Consider the following 25,122-nt stretch of genomic DNA (forward strand, 5'->3'; position numbering starts at 1 on the left):
GGATTAAAATGCAAACAGATCTATTGAATATATTTTTTGAGGAATCAGAAGAACATTTACAATCGCTAAATGAAAATGTGCTAACTTTAGAACAAAATCCAGCCGATATGGATGTTGTAGGAGAAATATTCCGCTCAGCCCATACATTTAAAGGTATGTCTGCAAGTATGGAATTTGCGGAAATGGCAGATTTAACGCATAAGATGGAAAATGTGTTAGATGAAATCCGTCATGGGAATATCGTGGTCAATGCGGATATTATTGATGTGATTTTTGAGTGCATTGATAATTTAGAGAAGATGGTTGCAGATGTACAACAAGGCGGAATGGGTAATATTGATGTAGTTTCTACTAAACAGAAATTAGAAGCATTATTGCACGGTAATGTAGTAACGCCTACAGAACATATAGAGCAAGATCATATAGGTAACGATGGTGGAGTTTCGCATGAAGTACATATAACGGTAGAACAGCAAGCTATTTTAAAAGCAGTACGTGCCATTATGTGTATAGAAGCATTGCAAAATGTAGGTAATATACAAAAAACTGTTCCGAGTATTGAAGAAATTGAAGCGGATGCTTTCGGATTTGAGTTCACCGTATTTATGGATAGTGATTATAATGTAGAAGAATTGAAACAAGTAGTGCTTCATATTTCTGAAATTGAGAAAGTAGAAGTGAAGCAAGGACATACATCACAAGAAGCTGTGCAAATAGAGAAAATGATACAATCTTCTGCAGTTGCGCAGGTTGTATCACCTGTAGAAGCACCGAAACAACCAGCTAATACTACACCAGCTAAAAGCACAGTAAAAACGAAAAATGCTAAAGTGGAGAATCGCTCCATTCGTGTTCAATTAGAGAAAATCGAAACATTAATGAATATGTTTGAAGAAAGTGTAATTGAGCGTGGGCGCATTGATGAATTGGCACAAACGATTCAAAACAAGGAATTAATTGAGCATTTAAATCGATTAGGAGATATTTCAAAAGATATTCAAAATGTACTTTTAAACATGCGCATGGTTCCAATTGAAACGGTCTTCAATCGTTTCCCACGTATGGTACGAATGTTAGCGAAAGATTTAGGTAAAAAAATCGATTTACAAATTACAGGAGAAACTACTGAAGTTGATAAAATTGTAATTGATGAAATCGGTGATCCGCTTGTTCATTTAATTCGAAATGCAATTGATCACGGTGTTGAGACTGTTGAAAAACGACGTGATGCAGGTAAAAATGAGACAGGAACGATTAAATTAGAGGCGTTTCATAGTGGAAATCATGTCGTTATTCAAATTACGGATGATGGAAACGGTATTAATAAAGGGAAAGTATTAGAAAAAGCGATTAAAAATGGTGTTGTAACAGAAGCAGATGCGAATAGATTAACAGATCGTGAAGTGTTTGATCTTATATTTCAACCAGGATTTAGTACAGCTGAAGTTGTATCGGATCTTTCTGGGCGTGGTGTTGGATTAGATGTTGTAAAACATACGATTCATAGTTTAGGTGGACATTTAATTATTGATTCTGAGGAAGGAAAGGGAAGTACATTCAGAATTGAACTTCCGTTAACTTTGTCTATTATTCAATCTATGCTTGTTCAAACGAACGATAAGCGTTATGCTTTACCTCTTGGAAATATTGTGGAAGCAATTCGAATTAAGAGAGAAGACATCCAATCCTTACAAGGAAAAGATGTGTTAAATTATCGTAACCAAATTATTGAAGTGAAACATTTAAGTACAGTATTTGGTGAAAAAACAGTAGATGAGGCGTTTGCGTCATATGATGGTCAAATGGTTCCTGTGTTAATTGTTCGTAATACACATCGTAGCTATGGGCTTATTGTAAACACAATTATCGGTCAAAGAGAAATCGTCTTAAAGTCATTAGGTGACTTCTTTGCAGAGAGTTCTAACTATTTCTCTGGTGCGACGATTCTCGGTGATGGACGAGTGGTCCTCATTTTAAACCCAGAAGGTTTATAATAGGAATGAAGGAAAGCTCCCCACTTGTATACAATTGGGGAGCTTTTTGGTTAATTATTATGAATGTATAAAAATAATTATATAACTGGAAATAAATACAGAGTAACGATTTGTATAATCAGTTTGTTAAAATATAATGAGTGTAATAAGTTGAGAGTTTATCCTGCTAGTTGCGGGTTAATAATCAGTGAGGAATGGATAGAAGTCCCATTGATTAAAGTGTCACTTTATATCATTTGATAGAAAAACAGAAATGAGGAGGCAGGGAAAATGCCTGAGCAACACACAAACGGGGAAACGAGCACAATTGTGCTAGAAAAAGAAAATGAGCATTTAACACCTCAAGAATGCGATATTCTTGGCGAAATCGCAAATATATCATTTGGTTCAGCTTCGACTGTATTATCAACAATTTTAAATAGGCAAGTAAACATTACTGCTCCTCGTGTAGAATTGGTAGATTTATATGATACAAGTGATGTTGAAGTTCCACATGTTGTGTTAAATATTCATTTTACAAAAGGATTAGATATGGAAAACCTTCTTGTTCTTAAGCAAGATGTTGCACTATCAATTGCTGATTTAATGATGATGGGGACAGGTGAAGTGGAAGAAGGAAAAGAACTTGGTGAATTAGAGCTAAGTGCTGTACAAGAAGCGATGAATCAAATGATGGGATTCGCAGCTACATCTATGTCGGAATTCTTCCAAGATACAGTAGATATGTCTCCGCCGACAATTAAAGTCGTAAAGCTATCAGAAGAGATGGAGAAAATCTCTGAAATAACTGGAAATAACACAATAGTTAAAGTATCGTTCGATCTAAAAATAGATAATCTTGTAAACTCTAAACTTGTACAAATTGTTTCGGTGGAACATGCGAAACGAATGATAAATAAATTACTGCAATTATCTGGTGAAGTAGAAGAAAGAGATGAACCGGCGGAACTGGTTGAAACTGAGATTGTAGAGGAACATGTTGAAAAAGAGCATTTAACACAAGAAGAGAAAGATGTACTCGGTGAAATTGCGAACATTTCAATCGGTTCAGCTTCAACGGTATTATCAACGCTTTTAAATCAGCCAGTCACGATTAGTACACCAAATGTAGAGGCGATTAATGTTCGTCATTATGATGGAGTACCAGTGCCATTTGTCATTTTAAATGTCGACTTTGTTGAAGGGCTAAAGAATGAGAACGTATTCGTATTTACGAAAGATGTTGCCTTAACAATGGTAGATTTAATGATGATGGGAACAGGGGAAGTTGATCCGGAAAAAGAGCTTAGTGAATTAGAACTAAGCGGTATTAAAGAGATCATGAACCAAATGATGGGGCATGCTGCAACAGCGATGTCGGAAATGTTTCAAGAAAAAATGGACATGACGCCGCCAAATGTCAAATTTGTAACGTTAAAAGAAGAAATGGAATACTTGGGAGAGTCAATGGAAGTGGACGAACTCGTTCAAATTACGTTCAATCTTGAAATTGGCGATCTTCTTCAATCGAAAATGTATCAAATTTTACCCATTTCCGAAGCGAAAGAAATGGTAAGAAGACTTCTGTATCCAATGGTGGAGGAGCAAGAAGAGATTGTCCCGGAAGAAATTGAAGAGGAAGAAATTGCGGCACCAGTTGTACAACCTATTGAATTTAAAGAAGTAAAACAGATTGAACCAGTATATATGGATACATCCATTCTACAAAATGTAGAAATGAATGTGAAATTTGTATTTGGAAGTACTGTGAAAACCATTCAAGATATATTAAGTTTACAAGAAAATGAAGCGGTTGTACTAGATGAAGATATTGATGAACCGATTCGAATTTATGTGAATGATGTATTAGTGGCATATGGTGAACTTGTAAATGTAGATGGGTTTTTCGGAGTAAAAGTGACGAAATCGCTATAAGGCGTTGAAATAGGAGTTTGAACGAGTAGATGAAAAACGTAAAGTTTTTTCTAATGAGTTGGCTATGTATACATGTGTGCTTGTTCTTCCCCCTGCAAAGTCAGGCGGAAGAACAAATTGAGCCAGAGCAAAAAATAAATAAATTGGAAGTAATAGAAGAAAATAAGAAACTTCAAGAACAGCCAGAGCAAGTAGAAATAAATCAAGGTGAAGATGAACAAAAAGAAGTGACGAATGAACAAAAGAGCGAAAGAAAGATAGAAACGGATCAAGGTGTTATTACAGTAAATAAGCCAGAGCTAAAAGTTGGCGAAGAAATGCGGATTACTGTAGAGCCAAACGAGAAAGACATTCAAAGTATGAAAGGTATATTGCAGTTACAAAGAAATGGCGAGCAGTATGCACAAGAAAGAATGCTATCTTTTGAGTATGATGAAGAAACGAAGCGATGGATTGCTAACTATAAAGTCGAGAGTTTTGATTTACAAGGTGATTGGAATCTTCATCTCGTTCAAAGTTACAAAGAAAATGAGAAGGAAGAGCTCATGGAAAATGAAGTGAAAGTCCCGCTCGTTCGTATTGGAAATGAAACACCAACTATAGATAAAGAATTGCCGAAGTTACATAAAGTTACTATTGATGAAGCAAAAGAGAACTTAATTGAACGGAAACAGGGAGATTCTATACATATACGAGTGAAAGCTGCCGATGTAGAATCTGCTGTGAAAGAAGTGCGCGTTACATTAAAAGGGAAAGATGATAAAGAAATTCCCTTTTTATTAGACTACAACAAGCGTGACATGGATTGGCAAAAAGTATTTGAACTAACTGATGCCTTGCCAAATGGACAGTATAAACTATTTGTAGAAATAGTGGATGCTGCAGGCAATAAACTTGTTGCGGAAAGTGAATATATCGTTTCTGTTTTGGGACAAAAAATGGAAGATGATAAAAAAACAGAAGAGCAAGAGAATGAAAATAAAGTAGAAGATAAGAAAGAAATTAGTAAGCAAGAAGATTCGAAAGTAGAGATCGTGCTTCCAGAAGAAAAACTTCCAGTTGTTCAAATTCCGAAGCAAGACGAGAAAGTAAATGAGTTTATACAAGAAACATTGAAAGAGAAAGAGGAATTCCCTCACGTTATAAAAGACCCATTGGCAGATAATAAGGAAGTAAGTAATGTAAAGGCTCAAAAAGAGAAAACAGGTAAAAATGACAAGCAAGACGTTTCGAAAAAGAAAACAGAGCCAGAAGATAAGAAAGAAGAAAGAAGTGAACAAGGAGTACAAGCTTCTAATGTGTTTACTATTATGTCAGGTTTATTTGTACTATTTTTAGTTTTAAAGAGTAATAAAGAATGGGGCTAATCATTTCGTAGTAGTGGAGGCATTTAAATGGAAATTAACCGTACGACAGTTGAAAATAAGACGCTACAACCATTAAAACAGCCTGCAGCTATTTCGGAACATGAAATTCAGAAAGAACGAAAGCATAGTAATTTAGTGTTTAGTGGGCAGTCTAAAATCATTTCGAAAAATAATGAAATAGGCATTTTACTTGCAAGTTTAGGCGATGGAAAGATTATGAAGGAAATACTTTCTAAAGAGATGGATACAGTGTTACAACTCTTTAAAAAGTTACATACGTTATCTGGAGAAGGTAAGCAAACAGAAAAAATATTTGAACAAGTAATTAGAAGTTTACAAGGACTTGTTAAGCAGGCGCATATAAAAGATCTTCCTTTATTAGATGGAACATATGATTTCGCTGAAGTACAACTATCATTTGGTAGAAAGGTACATATTCCGTTATTAGATGTAAGTGCACTTATCTCTAGAGTGGAGAGTGATTCTTCAGAAGGAAATATAAATTTAATGGTAACGGTTATTACTGCTTATATAACGAAGTTGTCTAACGAAACCATTTTAATTAGCGTTACAGACCGCACGGCAAAAGATCGGGATGTCAGTGTATGGAGAGCGCTCGCAGAAATGAATATGACACAATTGTCACAGGCGTTGAAACATGCAATGCAAGAACATAAATGGTCTATGACGTTTCTTTTTCTCTTTATATGGATTGTTGGTATCATTTTAATTCGAGTTATATAAAAAGGTCGTCACTTCATTGTGACGACCTTTTTAAATCCCGTAAAAGCCCGATTGGTATGGGCTGATTAAAGTTTCACTTTATATTTTTTCATAGAAGAATGTATCGAACCGCTGAAGGTTGTAACGTTCGGGTGTTAAAATTTGTTCTGTACTACCAACAAATAGTACACCGCCTTTTCGTAAAGAACGACTAAACTTTTCATAAAGCTTTACTCTTGCTTCTTCTGTAAAGTATATCATTACATTACGACATATAATTAAATCGTAATTTGTATCGAATGACTGCATTAAGAGGTCATGTTGTTTGAACGAAACGTTTTGCTTAATGTTTTGATGCAATGAATATGTATCATTCTCTTTTGTGAAATGACGCTCTTTCAAATCGATAGGTAATTCTTTTAAAGAACGTTCTGTATATTGACCGCGTTTCGCAGTTTCTAAAATATGAAAATCAAGATCCGTTGCTTGAATTTCATAGCGAAATGGAGATAGATGTTTTGATAAAATTAAAGAGAGTGTATATGGTTCTTCACCGGCAGCGCAAGCAGCACTCCATATTTTTAATTTCCCATTATTTTGTTCAAGTAATTTTGGCAGTGCTTTCGTCTCTAACGTTTGCCAGCGTTCTTTATTTCTGAAAAATTCTGAAACGTTAATTGTAATATAGTCTATAAAACTTAAAAATAAATTTTGATCGGTATGTAAATGATTTAAGAAATTTACGTAGTTGTCAAATCCTTTTCTTGAAATGAAAGCATCGATTCTACGGCGCATTCTATCTTGTTTATACGAAGCGATATCCATATTGTATTGTTGTTTAAAACTCGCGATAAAATGATCATAATCTTGTTCAAGTATCATATTTACAATGGGCACAATAACGATATTGTGCCTCCCCCTTTACATCATACGAATTTTTTGTTCAAAGCTTTTTTTCATCTGTTTTTCATGTAAACCTGGTAAATCATAAATAACAGCATCAATACCCGCTTCTTTTGCAACGTCAATGGGAATGACAGATGTATGTTTGTCCCCGTTATAAAAACAGAGAACTAAATCGGTATCTTCAATAATTTGTTTTACAAAAAACATAAAATCTGATCGATAAATGGAGTCGGAAGGATGATCAAAAGCAACATACTCGGCTCCGTGTTTTTTTAAGTAATGAACGACTTCTTGAAATTCATCTGTTAATGCTTGTAACGGTTGTAGCGTGTAAAGGCATAAATTTTGAGCGAGTCTTTCGTTTTCAATGAAAAAACGAAGAACTTCATTTTCGATAGATTTATAACATAATATGTAAATTTTATGTTTGTGAGCATAGTCAGTTAGAAATTTTTTAATTTCATCTTGATCTAATGCTGTTAATTGATTTGAACCACAAAGAAAAATATTCATAGAATTGTGCCACCTCATGCTAAATTGTAACATATCTTTTATAAAAAATAACTGCAAAATATTACTGTTCAGAGTATAATTATAAATAACTGGATTTTACGATTAAGTTTAGGAAGAAATAAAAAAATAAATAGGTGATATATATGCTACGTTCTATCTCGCATAATCCAATTTTATCGCATATACCGCCTGCTACTCAAATGCCGAAAGAAGCAAATGTCAGGACAGGACTTGCATTTTCGGATAATTTGCATGCAGATCCGAAAAAAGATAAATTGCTAGAACAAATGGAAGCGTTTGTCGATAATATTGGAGAAATAAAAGAGAAAATTGAAATGGAATTAACGCTTGATAATGTCATGGAATACAAAAATACAGTGAAATCATTTTTGAATTTTTACGTAGATAATGTATTGCAATATAAAGACGTTATGTCTCGTCATCCGCGTTACGGATATTCACAGAAAATGACGATTGTGAAACAAGCAGAAATGGGATTAAATGAATTAGAAGATGTGATGAACTTAATTAATACAAAAACTGGACATTTAGAAATGTTAAATCAAATTGGAGAAATCCACGGTTTAATTGTAAATTTAGTCTTGTAAAAGGAAGGAAGCTATATGTACATACAATTATATGAGAAGCTCGTTATTATTCAAAAAGCATATGAAAACATTCAAACGCTTGGAGAACAAATATATGAGAATTTAAAACATAAAAATGTAAATGCAGTTCAAAAGTTGCAAGTAGAGCAATTGCAGTACATTGATGGTTTAAAAGGATTATCGAGCGCATTTGAAGAAATGGTTGTTCAGTTTTGTAAAGAAAAGGGCGTTGAGCCATCTCGCGTGAGTGCATTATTTTCGTATTTTTCCCATGAAGAAATTGAAAAAATGGAAAAAATACAAAAAAACTTAGTTGAATTAGAAGAGAATGTAAAAATGATTCTTTTAAAAAATCAATATTACTTAAACGTACTATTAAAAACTACAGAAAGTATTGTGGATTCCGTTTCTGAATATAATTTGGAGCGAAACAATAATTCGCAAATCTTTATGAATGAACTATTGTAAAGGAGAAGTGAAGCTTTATGAGATTATCTGATTATAATACACCGCTATCAGGTATGTTAGCGGCTCAAATGGGGTTACAAACAACGAAACAAAACTTGTCTAACATTCATACACCGGGTTATGTGCGTCAAATGGTGAATTACGGATCTGTTGGAGCAAGCAATGGTCATACGCCAGAACAGAGAATTGGATACGGTGTACAAACGTTAGGTGTCGATCGTATTACTGATGAAGTGAAGACGAAACAGTTTAATGATCAATTATCACAACTCTCTTACTATAATTACATGAATTCAACGTTATCACGAGTAGAGTCTATGGTAGGGACGACAGGAAAAAATTCATTATCTAGTTTAATGGACGGCTTCTTTAATGCTTTTCGTGAAGTGGCAAAAAATCCAGAACAACCAAATTACTACGATACATTAATTTCTGAAACTGGGAAGTTCACAAGCCAAGTAAATCGTCTTGCGAAAAACTTAGATACAGTGGAAGCACAGACGACAGAAGATATTGAAGCACATGTTAATGAATTTAATCGTCTTGCCGCAAGTTTAGCAGAAGCGAATAAAAAAATTGGACAAGCAGGCACACAAGTACCGAATCAACTGTTAGACGAACGAGATCGCATCGTTACAGAGATGTCTAAGTATGCCAATATAGAAGTATCTTATGAATCTATGAATCCTAATATTGCAAGCGTTAGAATGAATGGTGTTTTAACAGTAAGTGGACAAGATACATATCCCCTTCAATTAAATAAAGAAAAAGACCCAATGTCAGTTGAGATTTACGGTTCAGAAATCTCTGTAACTAGCGGAGCAATAAAATCAGCGATTGATACGAAAGCGAAGATTGTTGAATATAAAAAAAACCTTGAAGGTTTAATGAGTTCAGTGAAAAATCAAGTGAATACAGTGATGGGAAAAGATTTCTTCGTTGGCGATTATGCGAAAGATATGAAATTAAATCCAGAATTTGCAAAAGACATTTCGAAAATGAAAATATCTGCTGAAACAGCAAATAAACTAGCAGCAATTACAGATGGCGATTATAAAGAAGGCCTTTCTAATAAACAAGCATTAGACCAATTCATAGTAGGTGTAGCTTCTGATAAAAGTGCAGTGAATGCTTATCAAAAAATTCATGGAGACTTATTAGAAGGTATTCAGCAAGAGAAGATGAGCGTCGAAGGGGTAAATATGGAAGAGGAAATGGTAAATTTAATGGCCTTCCAAAAATATTTCGTGGCGAACTCTAAAGCGATTACTACGATGAATGAAGTGTTTGATAGTCTATTTTCGATTATTAGATAATGTGAATTAGAAAAGAAATCCCCTCTTTTTTATGGTTAGAAAGAGGACCTACGGATGGTAGAGGCGTTCAATGCCTATCATTGGCCCAATCGATGTAAGACTAGAAATATAAAATGGTTGTAGGTTAAGTGAGTTAAGAGGATAGCGATAGGAAGCTGTGGATTCTTCTTAACACCAATTCAAATATAGATAAAGGAGAAGAGAGAGATGAGAGTATCTACATTTCAAAATGCAAGCTGGGCAAAGAATCAGTTAATGGATTTGAACGTGCAACAGCAATATCATCGAAATCAAGTAACTTCGGGGAAGAAAAACCTTCTTATGAGTGAAGACCCACTTGCAGCAAGTAAATCATTTGCAATTCAACATTCATTGGCAAATATGGAACAAATGCAAAAAGATTTAGCCGATTCGAAAAATGTATTAACACAAACTGAGAATACTTTACAAGGTATTTTTAAATCTTTAACGAGAGCAGATCAATTAACGGTGCAGGCATTAAATGAGCCAAATGGTGAAAAAGAATTGAAAGCCATCGGTGCAGAGATTGATCAAATTTTAAAACAAGTTGTATATTTAGCGAATACGAAAGAGCAAGGTCGTTATATTTTCGGTGGTGATAGTGCGGAGAAGCAACCATTTACAGAAGATGGTACATACCAAGGTGGAAAAAATGATGTAAATTGGCAACTAAATGACGGTTATGAATTAAAAGCGTTTCGTAACGGAGAAGCATTATTATCTCCGGTTATAAAAACGTTAAAACAGATGAGCGAAGCGATGCAAAAAGGTGACCAAAAAGCGTTACAACCGTTATTAGGAGAAAATAAGAAAAACTTAGATGGCATCATTAACCGTACAACTGAAGTTGGTTCAACAATGAACACAATGGAAACATTTAAAACAATTTTAAGCGAGCAAAATTTAGCGCTTCAAGAAAATCGTAAAGAAATTGAGGATGTCGATTTAGCGGTAGCAATTTCTGACTTAGCGTATATAAATGCGACGTATGAAGCGACGCTTAAAGCAGTTAGCACGATGAGTAAAACGAGTATTTTAGACTACATGTAATCTATAAGGAGTGAGAAAAATGGCAGGAACAACGATGACAGGTATTGGTGGTAGACAACAAATTTGGAATCTCGGAAATAATATGATCGATACTTCAAACTTCGTCGAATTAGAAATGAATGCGTTAGATATGAGGAAAACACCGTATACGAAAGAAAAGAACGACCTTACAAATGATAAATTATTATATACAAGTTTAAAATCAGAATTTAGTTCTTTCACACAAACATTTAAAAACTTAGCGGCTTTTAAAGGGAATGAAAAAAAAGTAACGACAACACAAGACGGTTATATAAATGTAAAAGCTGATGGTGGTGCGATTGCAGGAACTTTTAATATGACAATTACACAGCTAGCGCAGCGTCATCAAATAGCTTCAAATGACATTACAGATATAAATGCAAAGCTTCCTAAAGATGAAACATTAAAACTAGGCGGTAAAGAATTAAAAGTAACAACTGATATGACATATAAAGATTTAATTAATAAGATTAATGATGGAGATTATGGCGTATCAGCTTATACACTTGGAAATAAAATTTTCATGACCTCGAAAAAAGAAGGAACAGATGGAGTAATTAAGTTTGAGGGGAACACATCTACACTATTTCAAGATATTGGTTTAGCTAATGCGGATGGAGTAGCGCTTAATGTAATCAATGAAGCGCAAAATGCTAAATATAGTATTAATGGTATCACAGCTGAAAGCTTTACCAATACAATTGAGGCTCTTCCAGGCGTGAAAATTGAATTATTAAAGGTAACTGAGCCAAAAGTGGAAGGGACACCAGATGCTGGCACAACACCAGATCCAAAAACAAAAGGTATAGACCTAAAATTTACAGTAAATGACTCAAACGTAACAGATGCATCGAATGTTATTAAGAAGATGGTTGCGGATTATAATAAAGCTGTTAGTACGGTAGATATCTTTGCAGGAAAAGGTGGGGCTTTCCAAGGTCAAGCCATTATGCAAAGTGTACGTCAAGCGATGAACAATGTCGTAACATTTTCTCAAGATGGTAATTATTTATTCACATTTGGTATTCAATTAAAGCAAGATGGAACGATGGAAGTTAATGATGAAAAATTAACACAAGCATTAAAAGAAAAACCTGATGCAGCGAAGCAATTTTTCTTTAGTTCTAACGGTTTAGGAAAAATGATGGAAGAGCCACTTGATAAACTATTTGGTGATAAAGGTGTAGTCGGTGAGAGAGTAAAAAATATTGACTCACGTGTAAGTGATTTAGATAAAAAGATTAAAGATATCGAGACGCAAAACTTGCAAAAGCAAGATGAAATTGTGAAGAAGTATCAAAAATTAGAAAGTACATTAGCGGCGCTTGATAGCCAGCTCAAAACAATTAAAGCAATGACAAAACAAAAAAGTGATGATTAATGAAAGTTAAGGAAGTGATGGTATGCAAGCATGGCAACGTTATATGCAAAATGATATTATGACGAGTAATCCGATTAAAAATACAATTTTTATCTATGAAAGATGTATTGTAGAGTTTCGTAATTTAGAAGAGCTTTTACATACTTTTAAACTACAAGAAGGAGACGCGCTTCTTGAAAAGTTAGAACGTATTTTTGAAGAATTAAAGCTTCAATTGAACCCTGAAATTACGAAAGACTTATATGATAGTCTTTATGGTTTATACGATTGGATTAGTATTCAAATTCAGACGATGAAAGTAACGCGTGAAGCAAAAGACATGGATGCGATTGTGAAAGTGTTACAAGATTTAATAGACGGTTACCGCGGAGCACTTGAAAATGAACAATGATATTTATCGGACGTTTGTCGGCTGTTTTAATGAAATCGGTGAATTGCAAGTGTCAGATGGAGAGTTTGCTGAGAAGAGTGAGATGTTAAATCGCTGGATGATGACATTGGATGAAGAAACGCGTGCGCAAGTTGCAGCAGAAGTAAGTCCATTCATTATTAAGGCAGCGCAGCATATTCGAGATAAGCAAAAGATTTTGGAAGAAATGATTATGACAAATGATGGACGAATGAAAGCTAATTCATTTTACGGTAAATATTAATAATACAGTTTACAAATGGATTTCCCCTTTTTAAAGGGGATCCATTCCTTTGTTTAAGTAAATAGTTCCGCTGATTGAGGTTTCATTTTATGACTGTAATGAAAAAATAGTAGTAATCTAAATAATATAAAAATGAACTTTAATGTGTAGTTCATATATGAAAATAGTTCACGGATCACTGTCTGTATACAGTTTTTTGTATTCTTTTTTATATTTTTGTATTTTTCTAAAGACAACAATGGAAAAATGGAATAAAATATGTAAGGGTACATAATAGTTAATATTTTAATAAATACATATAATAAAATAAATAATGAAGTGAAACTTCCATCAGTGGATCATTAAGGTAGAAAAGGAAGGGTGTGGAATATGCCAGATTTAGTGAGTGATGTAAGCCATTATATGAACTATTTAGTAACGAAACGAAATACTGTTTCTAGTAATATTGCAAATGCGAATACACCTGGCTATAAAGCACAAGATGTAACATTTGCTGAGCAGATGAGTAAGAGCAGTGCGTTATATAAGAACAATGCGGCTGATTTAAAGAGCAATCCAGATTTATATCAAACGAATGAAATGCACTTACCGACAGTAAATATGAAAAATACGTATGCAAAGATTCAAACGAAATCAATGCAAAAGAATCAAGATGGAAATAGTGTGGATGTAACGACAGAAATGCTAGATTTAATGAAAGCAAATCAGTTATACGGTATTTCAATTAATGCAATTAATACACAATACGCAATTAACCAAGCGGCACGTGGACGTTAAAGGTAGAAGGAGAGACAACGATGTTTCAGGCAATGAATGCAAGTGGCTCAGGACTAACGACAGCGAGAAAGTGGATGGAAGTTACTTCAAACAATATTGTAAATGCGAATACGACAGCCGCTCCGGGGGCAGATTTATATGAGCGTCGTAGTGTGGTGCTAGAATCAAATAATAGTTTTGCAAGTATGTTAGACGGGGCTCCTACTAACGGAGTGAAAATAAAAAGTATTGAAGCAGACAAAACGGAAAACTTAGTGTATGATCCGACGCATCCGCATGCAAATGAAGAAGGATATGTACGTTATCCAAATATTGATGTAACTGCTGAAATGACGAATGTTATGGTTGCTCAAAAAATGTATGAAGCAAATACAAGTGTATTAAATGCGAACAAAAAAATGCTCGATAAAGATTTAGAAATTGGACGAGGATAAGGGGGAAGATAGGGATATGAAAATTCAACCAATGTTACATACACAGCCATTTGGAGCAATTCAGTCAATTGGTGCACCGAAAACTTCGGAAACTTCTGTAGCTCCGGGAAAAAAGTTTATTGATTTATTGGAAGATATGAATCAAACGCAAAATAATGCGCAAACAGCAGTATATGATTTATTAACAAAAGGGGTAGGAGAAACACATGACGTTTTAATTCAGCAAAAAAAAGCTGAATCTCAAATGAAAACGGCTGCTCTCGTACGTGATAATCTTATTGAAAATTATAAGTCACTAATTAATATGCAAATTTAGGAAAGTGGACGGGTGTGTTTAAATGGAAAAGATAAAAAATGTTATCCAATCGTTAAAAACGTGGCATAAGTTAGTAATCGGTGCTGCGCTTTTAGCGGTTGTAACAGGAGCACTTTTATACTTCACCTTGCCAGATAAATATGTTGTTGTATATCAAAATTTAAATGATGCAGATAAGCAAGAGATTACAGCAGAATTATCGAAGTTAGGTGTCGATTACCAATTAGCGGCCGATGGTTCAATTCGTGTGCAAAAGAATGATGCTCCATGGGTTCGAAAAGAAATGAATGGAATGGGCTTACCGTTTAATTCTAAGAGCGGCGAGGAAATATTATTAGAAAGCTCGCTCGGGTCAAGTGAGCAAGATAAAAAAATGAAGCAAATTGTCGGTACGAAAAAACAATTGGAGCAAGATATTGTACGAAATTTTGCGACGGTTGAAACGGCAAATGTTCAAATTACATTACCTGAAAAAGAAACAATTTTTGATGAAGAAAAAGCAAAGGGAACAGCGGCGATTACTGTTGGTGTGAAGCGTGGACAATTATTAACAGCTGATCAAGTTGCTGGTATACAGCAAATGATTAGTGCGGCAGTTCCTGGCGTGAAAGCAGAAGAAGTAAGTGTTATTGATAGTAAAAAAGGTATCATCTCAAAAGGAGCAGATGAAGCGCACTCTAACAGTTCCTCTTCTTATGAAAAAGAAGTAGAGATGCAGCATCAAATTGAAGGTAAATTAAAGCAAGATATTGACGCAACGTTAATGACGATGTTTAAGTCAAATGAATATAAAGTGAATACGAAAGTTTCTGTAAACTACGATGAGGTTACACGTCAATCAGAAAAATATGGTGATAAAGGTGTGCTTCGTAGTAAACAAGAGCAAGAGGAAAGCTCTACTGCACAAGAAGGAGCAGATACGAAGCAAGGTGCTGGTATTACAGCGAACGGTGACGTGCCAAACTACGGTACGAACAATAATCAAAACGGTAAAGTTGTCTATGATAATAAAAATGGTAACAAAATTGAAAACTATGAAATAGATAAAACAGTTGAAACAATTAAGAAACATCCAGAATTAACGAAAACAAATGTTGTTGTATGGGTAGATAATGATACGTTAGTAAAACGAAAAATTGATATGACGACTTTCAAAGAAGCGATTGGCACAGCAGCTGGGCTTCAAGTTGATCCGAATGGAAACTTTACAAACGGTCAAGTTAACGTTGTAACTGTTCAGTTCGACCAGCCGAAAGTTGAAAAAGAGAAAGAGCCGGAAAAAAGTGGTATGAACTGGTGGTTATTCGGTGGAATTACAGCTGGCTTGTTAGCACTAATTGGTCTAGTATGGTTCTTCTTAGCAAGACGTAAGAAAAAGAGAGAAGAAGAGGAATATGAAGAATACTTAGCCGAAGAGGAAATTGCCGCAAGTAATGAAAGTATTCTGGAAATTCCTGAAGAAAAAATAGTGCCAGAGCCAACACCGGAACCAGAAGGACCGAAAGAACCAACGTTAGATGATCAAGTGCAGGAAGCTACGAAAGAACATGTAGAAGGTACTGCAAAAGTAATTAAAAAATGGTTAAACGGACAGTAAGGGAGGAACAACGATGTTAGATGAAATCTCCTCCAAAGAAAAAGCTGCCATCCTCATTCGTACATTAGACGAAGGGGTGGCAGCAAAAGTCATTGAATATATGACAGCTGAGGAAAAAGAAGTATTACTTCGTGAAATTGCGAAGTTTCGTGTATATAAACCAGAAACGTTAGAAAATGTGCTAGGGGAGTTCTTATATGAATTAAATGTAAAAGAATTAAACTTAGTCACTCCAGATAAAGAGTACATTCGTCGCATATTTAAAAACATGCCCGAAGACGAGCTGGAAAAATTATTGGAAGATCTTTGGTATAACAAAGATAATCCGTTTGAGTTCTTAAATTCACTTACAGATTTAGAACCACTTCTTACAGTGCTCAATGATGAATCACCACAGACGATTGCGATAATTGCTTCTTACATTAAACCGCAACTTGCTTCTCAATTAATTGAGAGATTGCCAGATCATAAACGAGTAGAGACTGTAATGGGTATTGCAAAACTAGAACAAGTTGATGGTGAATTAATTAATCAAATTGGTGAGTTGTTAAAAGCGAAATTAAATAATATGGCATTTAGTGCAATTAATAAAACAGATGGCTTGAAAACGATCGTGAACATTTTAAATAATGTTTCACGAGGTGTTGAAAAAACAGTCTTTCAAAAGCTGGATGAAGTCGATTATGAGTTATCTGAGAAAATTAAAGAAAATATGTTTGTCTTTGAAGATTTACTTGGTCTTGAAGATCTTGCGCTTCGCCGTGTATTGGAAGAAATTTCAGATAACGGTGTTCTTGCGAAAGCACTTAAAATTGCAAAAGAAGAAATTAAAGAGAAATTATTTACATGTATGTCTTCAAACCGTAAAGAGATGATTCTAGAAGAATTAGATGGCTTAGGACCGCTTAAGATGACGGATGCTGAAAAAGCGCAGCAAACGATTACAGGTACAGTTAAAAAGCTAGAAAAAGAAGGAAGAATTATCGTTCAAAGAGGTGAAGGGGATGTCCTTATTTAAAAACAGAATTCCGAAGAATTCTGTTTCTTTTTCTGAAGAAACGTATGAATTACAATTTCCAAAACCAGCTTCAGTCCAAATAGAAGAGGAAGAATTACAAGCTGATCATGCAGAGCTTCGCGCCCAGCAAGAATCATTACATATGGAAATGAATCAGTTAAGACAAGGGCAGCAAATGCTAGAACGAGAGCGTCAGCAGCTAGTACAAGATAAAGAACAATTTCAAATGCATATTCATGAACAAATGGAACAGATGGAAGTAGCACGTATGCAGTTTCAAAAAGAACAACAGGAAACAGCATACGAATGGACAGAGTTATTGTGGGATCAATCTTTTCATCTAGCAGAAAAAATCGTAAACCAAGCGGTAGATTCGCGATTACTTGATGTGTTACCAATTTTAACTGGCATCGTTCAAACGTTGCCTACTTCATTTGAAAAATTAATAATAACAGTACATCCAGAAACGTTTGAACGTATTCAAGAAGAGAAGGAAAATACGAAAGAGTATTGGTTACTACAATTAGTAGAATGGAAATATGATTTCTCCCTGCAGTTCGGTGAATTTGTTTTGGAGGAAGAGAAAGAGTTTTTTGAATTTAAATTTGCACCTATATTTGCGAAGCTTCGTCAGAAATGGGAAGAAGAGAAGTTGTTTGAGGAGCAAAATGTATGAACAACAAGCTCATAAATGAACAGAATAAGTGGAATACGTTTATCGACACACCGTTTTATACGAAAATTGGTAAAGTTCATAGTGTACAAGAACAGTTTTTCGTAGCGAAAGGACCGAAAGCAAAAATTGGTGATGTTTGTTTCGTTGGAGAACATAATGTTTTATGTGAAGTAATTGCGATTGAAAAAGAGAATAATATGTTACTCCCATTTGGACAGACAGAAAAAGTATGTTACGGGGATTCAGTTACATTAATTGCAGAAGATGTTGTTGTACCTCGTGGTGATCATTTACTTGGAAAGGTGTTAAGTGCGAATGGTGAAGTGTTAAATGAGAACGCTGAAAACATTCCACTACAGAAAATAAAATTAGATGCCCCCCCTATTCATGCATTTGAGCGTGAAGAGATTACTGATGTATTTGAAACGGGAATAAAATCAATTGATTCTATGCTAACAATTGGTATCGGTCAAAAGATTGGTATTTTCGCTGGATCAGGTGTTGGTAAATCTACTTTACTTGGAATGATTGCAAAAAATGCAAAAGCTGATATTAACGTTATTAGTTTAGTAGGAGAACGTGGCCGAGAAGTAAAAGACTTTATTCGAAAAGAATTAGGTGAGGAAGGTATGAGGAAAAGCGTTGTTGTTGTAGCGACGTCAGATGAAAGCCATCTGATGCAACTTCGCGCGGCAAAGCTTGCCACATCCATTGCTGAATATTTCCGTGATCAAGGCAATAACGTACTACTCATGATGGATTCAGTTACTCGTTTTGCTGATGCGCGCCGAAGTGTTGATATTGCAGTGAAAGAGTTACCGATTGGTGGTAAAACACTGTTAATGGAAAGTTATATGAAGAAGTTGTTAGAGCGATCTGGTAAAACACAAAAAGGATCTATAACAGGTATTTATACCGTACTCGTTGATGGAGACGATTTAAACGGTCCTGTACCAGATTTAGCACGTGGTATTTTAGATGGACATATTGTATTAAAGCGTGAGCTTGCTACGCTTAGTCATTATCCTGCCATTTCAGTGTTAGATTCAGTAAGTAGGATTATGGAAGAAATTGTGTCGCCTAACCATTGGCAACTTGCAAATGAAATGAGAAAAATCTTATCTATTTATAAAGAAAATGAATTGTACTTTAAATTAGGGACGATTCAAGAAAATGAAGAAAATGCTTATATTTTTGAATGTAAAAATAAAGTAGAAGATATAAATACGTTTTTAAAGCAAGGTCGATCGGATAGTTTCCAATTTGATGATATCGTTCAAGCGATACACCATATAGTATAAGGCCTCTACTAAAGGGGTCTTATTTTTTTGTTTTTTAATATTTCACAGATTTTTTTGGAAAAAAACTATATAATAGAAAAAGAGAGCGTTATAATAGGAAGGGGCTATGAAAACAGGTGGATAAACAGCAGTACGACACGATAAAATTGCAAATAAATCAAGAAAAAGAACATATTTTAAAAGAAGTGTACGAACTAACAGCTGAAAAAAGAAAAATAGAACAAAAAAAAGAATATGATTTATACGTTGTGAAATCACGTAGCAAAGTCGTACAAACTGGTCAACGTATTATGGCTGGCATGCTTTCTTCACATACGTTTTCACCTGAAAGAATAGAAGAATGGAATCGAAAAATTAAAAAAACAGAAGGTTTTATTCAAAAAAATGAAAGCCTTTTAGAGCAAGTAAAAGAAAAAGAACGTGTCATTGATGAAATGTATCAAGAAGATTGTAAGAAGCTTGCAAAAGTGCAAGAAAAGCTAGAAGAAAAAATGCTTCTTGATTTAAAAATGTGTATGAATGGATGAGGTGAATGTAGTGATACAGTCTGTATTACCGGTGCAACAAAGTTTACCTCCGCAAAAAGAAAAAGGGCTAGAAATACAATCGAAAAATGAAAATTCTTCATTTGATCGTACGTTGAGAATGGAAAATAAACAGCAGCCGAAAACGGAGAAAACGAAACGAGAAGAAGCACCAAAAGAAGAGAAAAAAGAATATAATCTTTCTAAACCATCGGTAACGAAAGAAGAACCAAGTGTAAAGAAAGAAGAAAAAAAAGAGACAGAACAGTTGTTATTAGCTGTATCTGAGCAAATGGTTGCAATTGAGCAATTACGTGTGCAACCAGAATTGTTATATCAATACATACAAAAAATACAAGAGCTGTATAAAGAATATGGAAATATAAAACTTAACGAATTACCCGCAGGTGAATTACAACAATTACAAGAGCTCCTTTCAAATATGAATATTAAAAATGCTATATGTTTAGAAGATACAATGCAAATGGTGTTAGACAAAGTGAAGATGCCAGAGCAAATGATGCAGGCTTTGAAAGTTGTAGAGACAGAAACTTGTAATATTGCAAAAAAACAAGAAGAGTCTAAAGATGTAGATCTTCTGAAATCAGAGAGCGATGATGTGAAGGTAGAGTTGCCAGAAGTCGATTCGTTAAGTGATTCGAGTTCCACGGGTGCGGAGTTATTAAATAAAGCGACGAGTACTGATCAAATCGGAAAATCAAATAGTGGCGCTGAGAAGGTTACATTACCTGACTTAGGAAAGAAAATGGAAGCGCAAGTAGAAGCATTGCAAAAATTTGTAGTGAAACAAGAACGTGTTTTATTCCAGCTAAATCCAGAAAAATTTGGAACGTTAACTGTATTTATGAAAAAGCATGGCGACCAAATTGATGTGCATGTAGAAATGGAAAAACACGATGCAAAAAAACGTGTTGAAATCATTTTTGATGAATTGAGGCTAAAGCTAAAAGAAAAAGAAATTAATATTCAAATTAGCTATTCGGATAAAGATGAAAACCGTAAAGAACAGCGAGAACAAGAACAAAGACAAAAGCAGAAATTAGCAAGTACGCAACATGAGAAACAACAATCAAAAGAATTTGCGGGATTATTGGAGGAATAAAGCGTGCCAACAGTTGGGTTAAATACAACGAGTACAAATCATATTCCGTTACAAGCAGGAGCGCAAGCAAAAAACGCATCTGTGAATGGTGTACAATCGCCAGTTCAACAAACAAACGGAGTTTCAGCAGGAGCACAAAAGACTCCTGGGGTAATGGGGAAAGATGACTTCCTAAAATTGTTTTTATCAAGTTTCCAACATCAAGATCCATTTAATGCAATGGATATGAATCAAATGATGAACCAGACAGCGCAGTTATCTCTTATGGAGCAAGTGCAAAATATGACAAAAGCAGTTGACTCTTTAAGAACGACGATGTATTCGACAGCGCTTGATGGCGGTATGAAGTTTTTAGGGAAGTACGTAAGAGGTGTTGACGGCGACGGAAACAAAGTAACTGGTCAAGTAGAGACGGTTCGCCTTGCAGAGAATAATGATGTACAGCTCATTATTAATAATAAAGTCGTATCTCTTCGTTTCGTTGAGAGAGTGTCTGATAAACCGATTGGAGAAACGAATCCAGAGGATGTCAAGAAAGAAGAGCAAAAAACAACTGAAGAAGTAAAAACTACAAATTCATGAGGAGTGTCCATACGTTATGATTAAAGCGTTATATACAAGTATTACAGGAATGAATGCAACACAAAATGCATTAAGTGTAACTTCAAATAATATTGCTAATGCACAAACAGTTGGTTATAAAAAACAAAAAGCAATGTTTGATGATTTACTATATAACAATTCGATTGGTGCAAAAGGTGACGGTAAATACGCAGGAACGAATCCGAAAAGTATTGGTAACGGTGTGAAAATGAGTGGTACGGTTACAGATTATAGTGATGGTACAATTACGTTAACTGGTGGTAAAACACAAGCAGCAATGGAAGGTAATGGTTTCTTCGTTGTAGGTGATTCAAAAGGCGGAAATATGGAATTTACTCGTAAAGGTACGTTTGGGATATCCTCAGATTACTATATTACGAATACTGAAGGTCAATATGTATTTGCATATCCTGCAAATGAAGCAACTGGTGAAGTTGATTTATCTGGAATCCCAGGACCGTTGCAAATTCCAATGGGAACAGCAATTGGTGGTATTCGAACATCGAAAGGGACAATTAAAGGGAATATTCCAACTGGTGAAAAACAAATTACACAAGATTTACCTGTATATGATAATGCGGGGAATACATGGACAATGCGTGTAGAGTTTAAACAAACGAGCGAACATAATTATACATATAAAGTACAGATGCGTAATGACTCGAAAAAAGAAACAGAGTTTAAGGATGTTCAAGGTGCAGGTGGTAATATGACATTTGATGCTGTTGGAAATCCTAATCCGAAAGAGCAAAGAGCCAATATTCCATTTGATGGCGGCTCTATAAATTTAGACTTAAGTCATTTAACAAACCATCCAACAGATAAAACATTATCAGTAACAGACGTAGATGGTAGAGCAGCAGCGACGGTTAAAGATTGCTTCATTGCTGACGGTGGATATGTAATGGTAAAATATTCTGATGGAAGTATGAAATCTGCTGGCCAATTAGCTGTTGCGATGTTCCCGAACGAAGGCGGTCTAATGAAAACAGGTAATGGTAACTATACAGCGACGAATACAACAGGTATTTTAGCACTTGGTGCATCTGGTCAAAACGGTGCAGGTAAAGTACGTGGTGGCGCGCAAGAAGGGGCCAACGTAGATTTATCTGTTGAGTTCGTTGACTTAATGCTGTATCAACGTGGATTCCAAGGAAATGCGAAAGTAATTAAAGTGTCAGATGAAGTATTAAATGAAGTTGTAAACTTAATTCGATAATATATTATAAAGAAAACTTGTAATGTAGTAGAAAGGGTTTTTTATTCGTATGACAAGACAAGAGCGAGTTTTACAATTGCCTTTTTTCGAAAATAAACGTGAACTTGCCGAGCAAGTGCTAAAAGTGGAACGAGAAGAGCATGTATATTTACCGGATCAATTTGAAATTAAGCAAGTGCCTCCGTATTCATTTGGTGAAAAGGAAGCCATCATTGGCCGTATTCATGAGTTTTATTTCGTAAGTGTTGGTAGTGATGGAGTTTGGAAGTATCAACTGTTTAAGGACGAGATGAAGTGCCGTGAGTTTTTTGTTACGTTATCAGGGATAACGGATCAGCAAATTGCGTTTTGGTTCAATAATATCGAGTTACTTAAAAGCTCTTAAAAGCCCTTTTAATGGTTTGAGAGATGTGGTAGGGTTTAAGTGCTTATAAGGGTGCTCGAACGTTGTGGAAACAGCGGTATGAAGTGTTACCAAGGTAGTTTAATAAGAGATAAGCGAATTGTAGTATAGTATGGATAACAACTATGGTTCTGAGGGGCTTGTAGTTGTAAGAGTAGTGCTATGGAGAGGTACTGTGATGGTTGGTTGGAGATAAGATAATTGTCTCATAGCAAACCAGTGCCTTTTGGATAGTTTGTGGGGATACATTTTTATAAAAGGAGAGGTGAGGAGGATGGCGCAGAATAAGTATCGCGTTACATTCATTTCGCCAAGTGAGGTTGAGCAGCGGACTGTAATGGCGGCGAGTAGTTTGCCAGATCTAATTCGTAAAGTAGAGAGTATTATCGCAGATCCGAACGGTTATTTTGTGAATGATAAAAAAAATAATTGCTATTTTAAAGTAATTAAAGAAAATGTTGCGTTTATTCAATACGAGCTACTATTTTCGGATAAGGAAATTCATATTGAAAAATTAAAACATATAGCGCCGGCTATATTAAAACAATTATTTAAAAAAATAAACGATCCAGAACTATATGCACTCGCGTTACTTGATGTTGATATAGCGACGAAACAATATGTACTCGAAGAAATGAATCAAGAGTTAAGAATGAGAGTAGAAACGGAACTTTCAAAAAAATGGGAAGCAATGCCGACAGAAATTGTAGGGGCACAAGAAGTGTTATTAGAGGCACTTGCTTCATTTATACAAGATTAAGCGTAAATAAATTGTTCGACTATCTATATTTTTCATATAGGTAGTTGACTTTTTCTCTTTTATAAAGCTTAATAATTAAATATACGGAATTAATGGAAGGGGAGCGACACCTTTATGTCACAAGCACAAAGTATTTTATTAGAAAGTGGAACAAATGAATTAGAGATTGTCACATATACTGTTGGTGAAAATCTATTTAGTATCAATGTAATGAAAGTACGTGAAATCATTAATCCATTCCCTGTTACAACTGTGCCAGAATCTCATCATGCAGTTGAAGGTGTTGTTCAAGTACGTGGTGAAATTTTACCTGTTATTAACTTAGCAACGGCTCTTAATTTAAAATCAACAAAGCCACTTGATCAAACGAAATTCATCATCTCAGAATTAAACCAAATGAAAGTTATTTTCCGCGTTGACGAAGTACATCGTATTCAACGTATTTCATGGGAACAAATTGATGAACCAGCTTCCTTATCAATGGGACTAGAAGAAACGACATCTGGCATTGTAAAACTAGATGGGAAAATTATTTTACTATTAGACTATGAAAAAATTGTATGTGAAATTAGCGGTACTGGTTATGACAATAAATCACTTTCAGGCTTAGAACAAAAAACAGATCGTGCTGAAAAAGTTATTTATATTGCAGAAGATTCAGCAATGCTTCGCCAAATACTAGAAGAAACTTTATCATCAGCTGGATATACGAAAATGAACTTCTTCAGCAATGGTGCGGAAGCATTAGCACAAATTGAAAAATTAGCGAAAGAGCAAGGGGAAAAAATGTTTGAACACATTCACTTGCTAATTACTGATATTGAAATGCCAAAAATGGATGGACATCATTTAACGAAAGTGGTTAAGGATGGTGAAATAATGAATAGTTTACCGGTCATTATTTTCTCTTCATTAATTACAAATGAATTATTCCATAAAGGTGAAGCTGTAGGAGCAAATGCTCAAGTAAGTAAGCCAGATATTCAAGAGTTAATTGGTTTAGTTGATAAGTTAGTGTTGTAAAAGAGTTTTAAAAAGCGTTTTTTTTGCTGGAATAGAACCTCTAGCGAAGTTTGGAAGCGGTCAGTGCCTAATAGAGCTCTGTACGATGTAAGACCAAAGATATGGAGTGGTTTCAAGTAAGCAGGAGAAGAGAGCTTTCGACTGAGGGTTGGAAACTTTCTTCTATTAGTGGGGAAAAAGGAACTAGCCATGTATAGTAGTACTGGCTAGTTCCTTTTTAGTATTCTATACGCTGTACAGGTAGAAGGAGTATTTGTGGTTGTAAGAATCGTCTCTATTTCGAGATTTTCAATTGGTTTAATTAATAAGTAACGTTTTTTTGTTTAAAAATATAAGAGAACGTATTTTGGTTTATGTTAGTAATATTTCGTGGTAGCGCAAACTTTTTCGGTGAAAATATATTAAAAATACCA

The 25,122-nt window shown here is 34.9% G+C and carries 27 protein-coding genes; 25 read left to right on the forward strand and 2 right to left on the reverse strand.

Annotated features, from left to right (window positions below):
- Window positions 1–8: 8 nt before the first annotated feature.
- The 4 genes from G9F74_RS18750 (at window position 9) to G9F74_RS18765 (ending at window position 6,019) form a co-directional block, all read left to right on the forward strand.
- A complete protein-coding gene (locus G9F74_RS18750) occupies window positions 9–1,994 on the forward strand; it encodes a chemotaxis protein CheA (protein ID WP_001192579.1) in 1,986 nt (661 codons plus the stop codon).
- Between the two features lie 270 nt (window positions 1,995–2,264).
- Window positions 2,265–3,908: a flagellar motor switch protein gene (locus G9F74_RS18755; protein WP_001115037.1), complete on the forward strand. Its 1,644-nt coding sequence runs from the start codon at window positions 2,265–2,267 to the stop codon at window positions 3,906–3,908.
- A gap of 29 nt (window positions 3,909–3,937) precedes the next feature.
- Entirely contained in the window at window positions 3,938–5,275 is a 1,338-nt protein-coding gene (locus G9F74_RS18760; protein ID WP_016108115.1) for an Ig-like domain-containing protein, read from the forward strand.
- 27 nt (window positions 5,276–5,302) lie between these two features.
- On the forward strand, window positions 5,303–6,019 hold the full coding sequence (locus G9F74_RS18765) for a hypothetical protein (protein WP_016108116.1): 717 nt from the start codon (window positions 5,303–5,305) through the stop codon (window positions 6,017–6,019).
- Between the two features lie 78 nt (window positions 6,020–6,097).
- Here G9F74_RS18765 and G9F74_RS18770 read toward each other — a convergent pair whose 3' ends face one another.
- Window positions 6,098–6,880 carry a CheR family methyltransferase gene (locus G9F74_RS18770; protein ID WP_033668478.1) on the reverse strand — a complete coding sequence of 261 codons (783 nt, stop codon included), beginning with the start codon at window positions 6,878–6,880 and terminating at the stop codon, window positions 6,098–6,100.
- 39 nt (window positions 6,881–6,919) lie between these two features.
- Window positions 6,920–7,417 carry a hypothetical protein gene (locus tag G9F74_RS18775; protein WP_001020087.1) on the reverse strand — a complete coding sequence of 166 codons (498 nt, stop codon included), beginning with the start codon at window positions 7,415–7,417 and terminating at the stop codon, window positions 6,920–6,922.
- Between the two features lie 143 nt (window positions 7,418–7,560).
- Here G9F74_RS18775 and G9F74_RS18780 point away from each other — a divergent pair, with 143 nt between their 5' ends.
- From G9F74_RS18780 to G9F74_RS18880, 21 genes are all read left to right on the forward strand, one after another.
- Window positions 7,561–8,025, forward strand: coding sequence for a YaaR family protein (locus G9F74_RS18780; RefSeq protein WP_000946323.1), 465 nt, complete (start codon window positions 7,561–7,563; stop codon window positions 8,023–8,025).
- A 15-nt stretch (window positions 8,026–8,040) separates the two neighbouring features.
- Window positions 8,041–8,493: a flagellar export chaperone FlgN gene (gene flgN / locus G9F74_RS18785; protein WP_000275891.1), complete on the forward strand. Its 453-nt coding sequence runs from the start codon at window positions 8,041–8,043 to the stop codon at window positions 8,491–8,493.
- 17 nt (window positions 8,494–8,510) lie between these two features.
- Window positions 8,511–9,809, forward strand: coding sequence for a flagellar hook-associated protein FlgK (flgK, locus tag G9F74_RS18790; protein WP_001239720.1), 1,299 nt, complete (start codon window positions 8,511–8,513; stop codon window positions 9,807–9,809).
- 207 nt (window positions 9,810–10,016) lie between these two features.
- Complete coding sequence (locus tag G9F74_RS18795; protein ID WP_001266434.1) at window positions 10,017–10,880, forward strand: flagellar hook-associated protein 3; 864 nt, start codon at window positions 10,017–10,019, stop codon at window positions 10,878–10,880.
- A gap of 19 nt (window positions 10,881–10,899) precedes the next feature.
- On the forward strand, window positions 10,900–12,282 hold the full coding sequence (locus G9F74_RS18800; protein WP_000929294.1) for a flagellar hook-associated protein 2: 1,383 nt from the start codon (window positions 10,900–10,902) through the stop codon (window positions 12,280–12,282).
- Between the two features lie 22 nt (window positions 12,283–12,304).
- Window positions 12,305–12,673, forward strand: a complete 369-nt coding sequence (locus G9F74_RS18805; protein ID WP_001149518.1) for a flagellar export chaperone FliS — start codon at window positions 12,305–12,307, stop codon at window positions 12,671–12,673.
- Complete coding sequence (locus G9F74_RS18810) at window positions 12,663–12,935, forward strand: hypothetical protein (RefSeq protein WP_001058081.1); 273 nt, start codon at window positions 12,663–12,665, stop codon at window positions 12,933–12,935. Before G9F74_RS18805 ends, G9F74_RS18810 begins: the two co-directional genes overlap by 11 nt.
- Window positions 12,936–13,304: 369 nt before the next feature.
- A complete protein-coding gene (gene flgB, locus G9F74_RS18815) occupies window positions 13,305–13,712 on the forward strand; it encodes a flagellar basal body rod protein FlgB (protein ID WP_001113112.1) in 408 nt (135 codons plus the stop codon).
- 20 nt (window positions 13,713–13,732) lie between these two features.
- Complete coding sequence (gene flgC, locus G9F74_RS18820) at window positions 13,733–14,146, forward strand: flagellar basal body rod protein FlgC (protein WP_000484909.1); 414 nt, start codon at window positions 13,733–13,735, stop codon at window positions 14,144–14,146.
- Window positions 14,147–14,162: 16 nt separating this feature from the next.
- Window positions 14,163–14,462, forward strand: coding sequence for a flagellar hook-basal body complex protein FliE (fliE, locus tag G9F74_RS18825; protein WP_000701668.1), 300 nt, complete (start codon window positions 14,163–14,165; stop codon window positions 14,460–14,462).
- 22 nt (window positions 14,463–14,484) lie between these two features.
- Window positions 14,485–16,059, forward strand: a complete 1,575-nt coding sequence (locus G9F74_RS18830; protein WP_000411360.1) for a flagellar M-ring protein FliF C-terminal domain-containing protein — start codon at window positions 14,485–14,487, stop codon at window positions 16,057–16,059.
- A 13-nt stretch (window positions 16,060–16,072) separates the two neighbouring features.
- The gene (gene fliG / locus G9F74_RS18835; protein ID WP_000883355.1) at window positions 16,073–17,077 is read left to right on the forward strand and encodes a flagellar motor switch protein FliG; all 1,005 of its coding nucleotides are present in this window, start codon (window positions 16,073–16,075) and stop codon (window positions 17,075–17,077) included.
- On the forward strand, window positions 17,064–17,753 hold the full coding sequence (locus G9F74_RS18840; protein WP_000051701.1) for a FliH/SctL family protein: 690 nt from the start codon (window positions 17,064–17,066) through the stop codon (window positions 17,751–17,753). The genes fliG and G9F74_RS18840 overlap by 14 nt, the downstream gene beginning before the upstream one ends.
- Window positions 17,750–19,054 (forward strand): flagellar protein export ATPase FliI, encoded by a 1,305-nt coding sequence (gene fliI / locus G9F74_RS18845; protein WP_001060540.1) that lies wholly within the window; start codon window positions 17,750–17,752, stop codon window positions 19,052–19,054. The genes G9F74_RS18840 and fliI overlap by 4 nt, the downstream gene beginning before the upstream one ends.
- 116 nt (window positions 19,055–19,170) lie before the next feature.
- Complete coding sequence (locus tag G9F74_RS18850) at window positions 19,171–19,581, forward strand: hypothetical protein (protein ID WP_000360857.1); 411 nt, start codon at window positions 19,171–19,173, stop codon at window positions 19,579–19,581.
- A gap of 10 nt (window positions 19,582–19,591) precedes the next feature.
- Window positions 19,592–20,701 (forward strand): flagellar hook-length control protein FliK, encoded by a 1,110-nt coding sequence (locus tag G9F74_RS18855; protein ID WP_000616448.1) that lies wholly within the window; start codon window positions 19,592–19,594, stop codon window positions 20,699–20,701.
- A 3-nt stretch (window positions 20,702–20,704) separates the two neighbouring features.
- On the forward strand, window positions 20,705–21,283 hold the full coding sequence (locus G9F74_RS18860; RefSeq protein ID WP_001143458.1) for a flagellar hook assembly protein FlgD: 579 nt from the start codon (window positions 20,705–20,707) through the stop codon (window positions 21,281–21,283).
- Window positions 21,284–21,299: 16 nt separating this feature from the next.
- On the forward strand, window positions 21,300–22,523 hold the full coding sequence (locus tag G9F74_RS18865) for a flagellar hook protein FlgE (protein ID WP_000588325.1): 1,224 nt from the start codon (window positions 21,300–21,302) through the stop codon (window positions 22,521–22,523).
- Between the two features lie 49 nt (window positions 22,524–22,572).
- A complete protein-coding gene (locus G9F74_RS18870; RefSeq protein ID WP_016108118.1) occupies window positions 22,573–22,908 on the forward strand; it encodes a DUF3964 family protein in 336 nt (111 codons plus the stop codon).
- Window positions 22,909–23,200: 292 nt separating this feature from the next.
- The gene (locus G9F74_RS18875) at window positions 23,201–23,686 is read left to right on the forward strand and encodes a hypothetical protein (protein ID WP_000068315.1); all 486 of its coding nucleotides are present in this window, start codon (window positions 23,201–23,203) and stop codon (window positions 23,684–23,686) included.
- A 114-nt stretch (window positions 23,687–23,800) separates the two neighbouring features.
- Window positions 23,801–24,709 (forward strand): chemotaxis protein, encoded by a 909-nt coding sequence (locus G9F74_RS18880; RefSeq protein ID WP_016108119.1) that lies wholly within the window; start codon window positions 23,801–23,803, stop codon window positions 24,707–24,709.
- Window positions 24,710–25,122 lie beyond the last annotated feature (413 nt).

Source organism: Bacillus sp. EKM202B (assembly GCF_011066025.1).
Taxonomy (GTDB): Bacteria; Bacillota; Bacilli; order Bacillales; family Bacillaceae_G; genus Bacillus_A; species Bacillus_A toyonensis.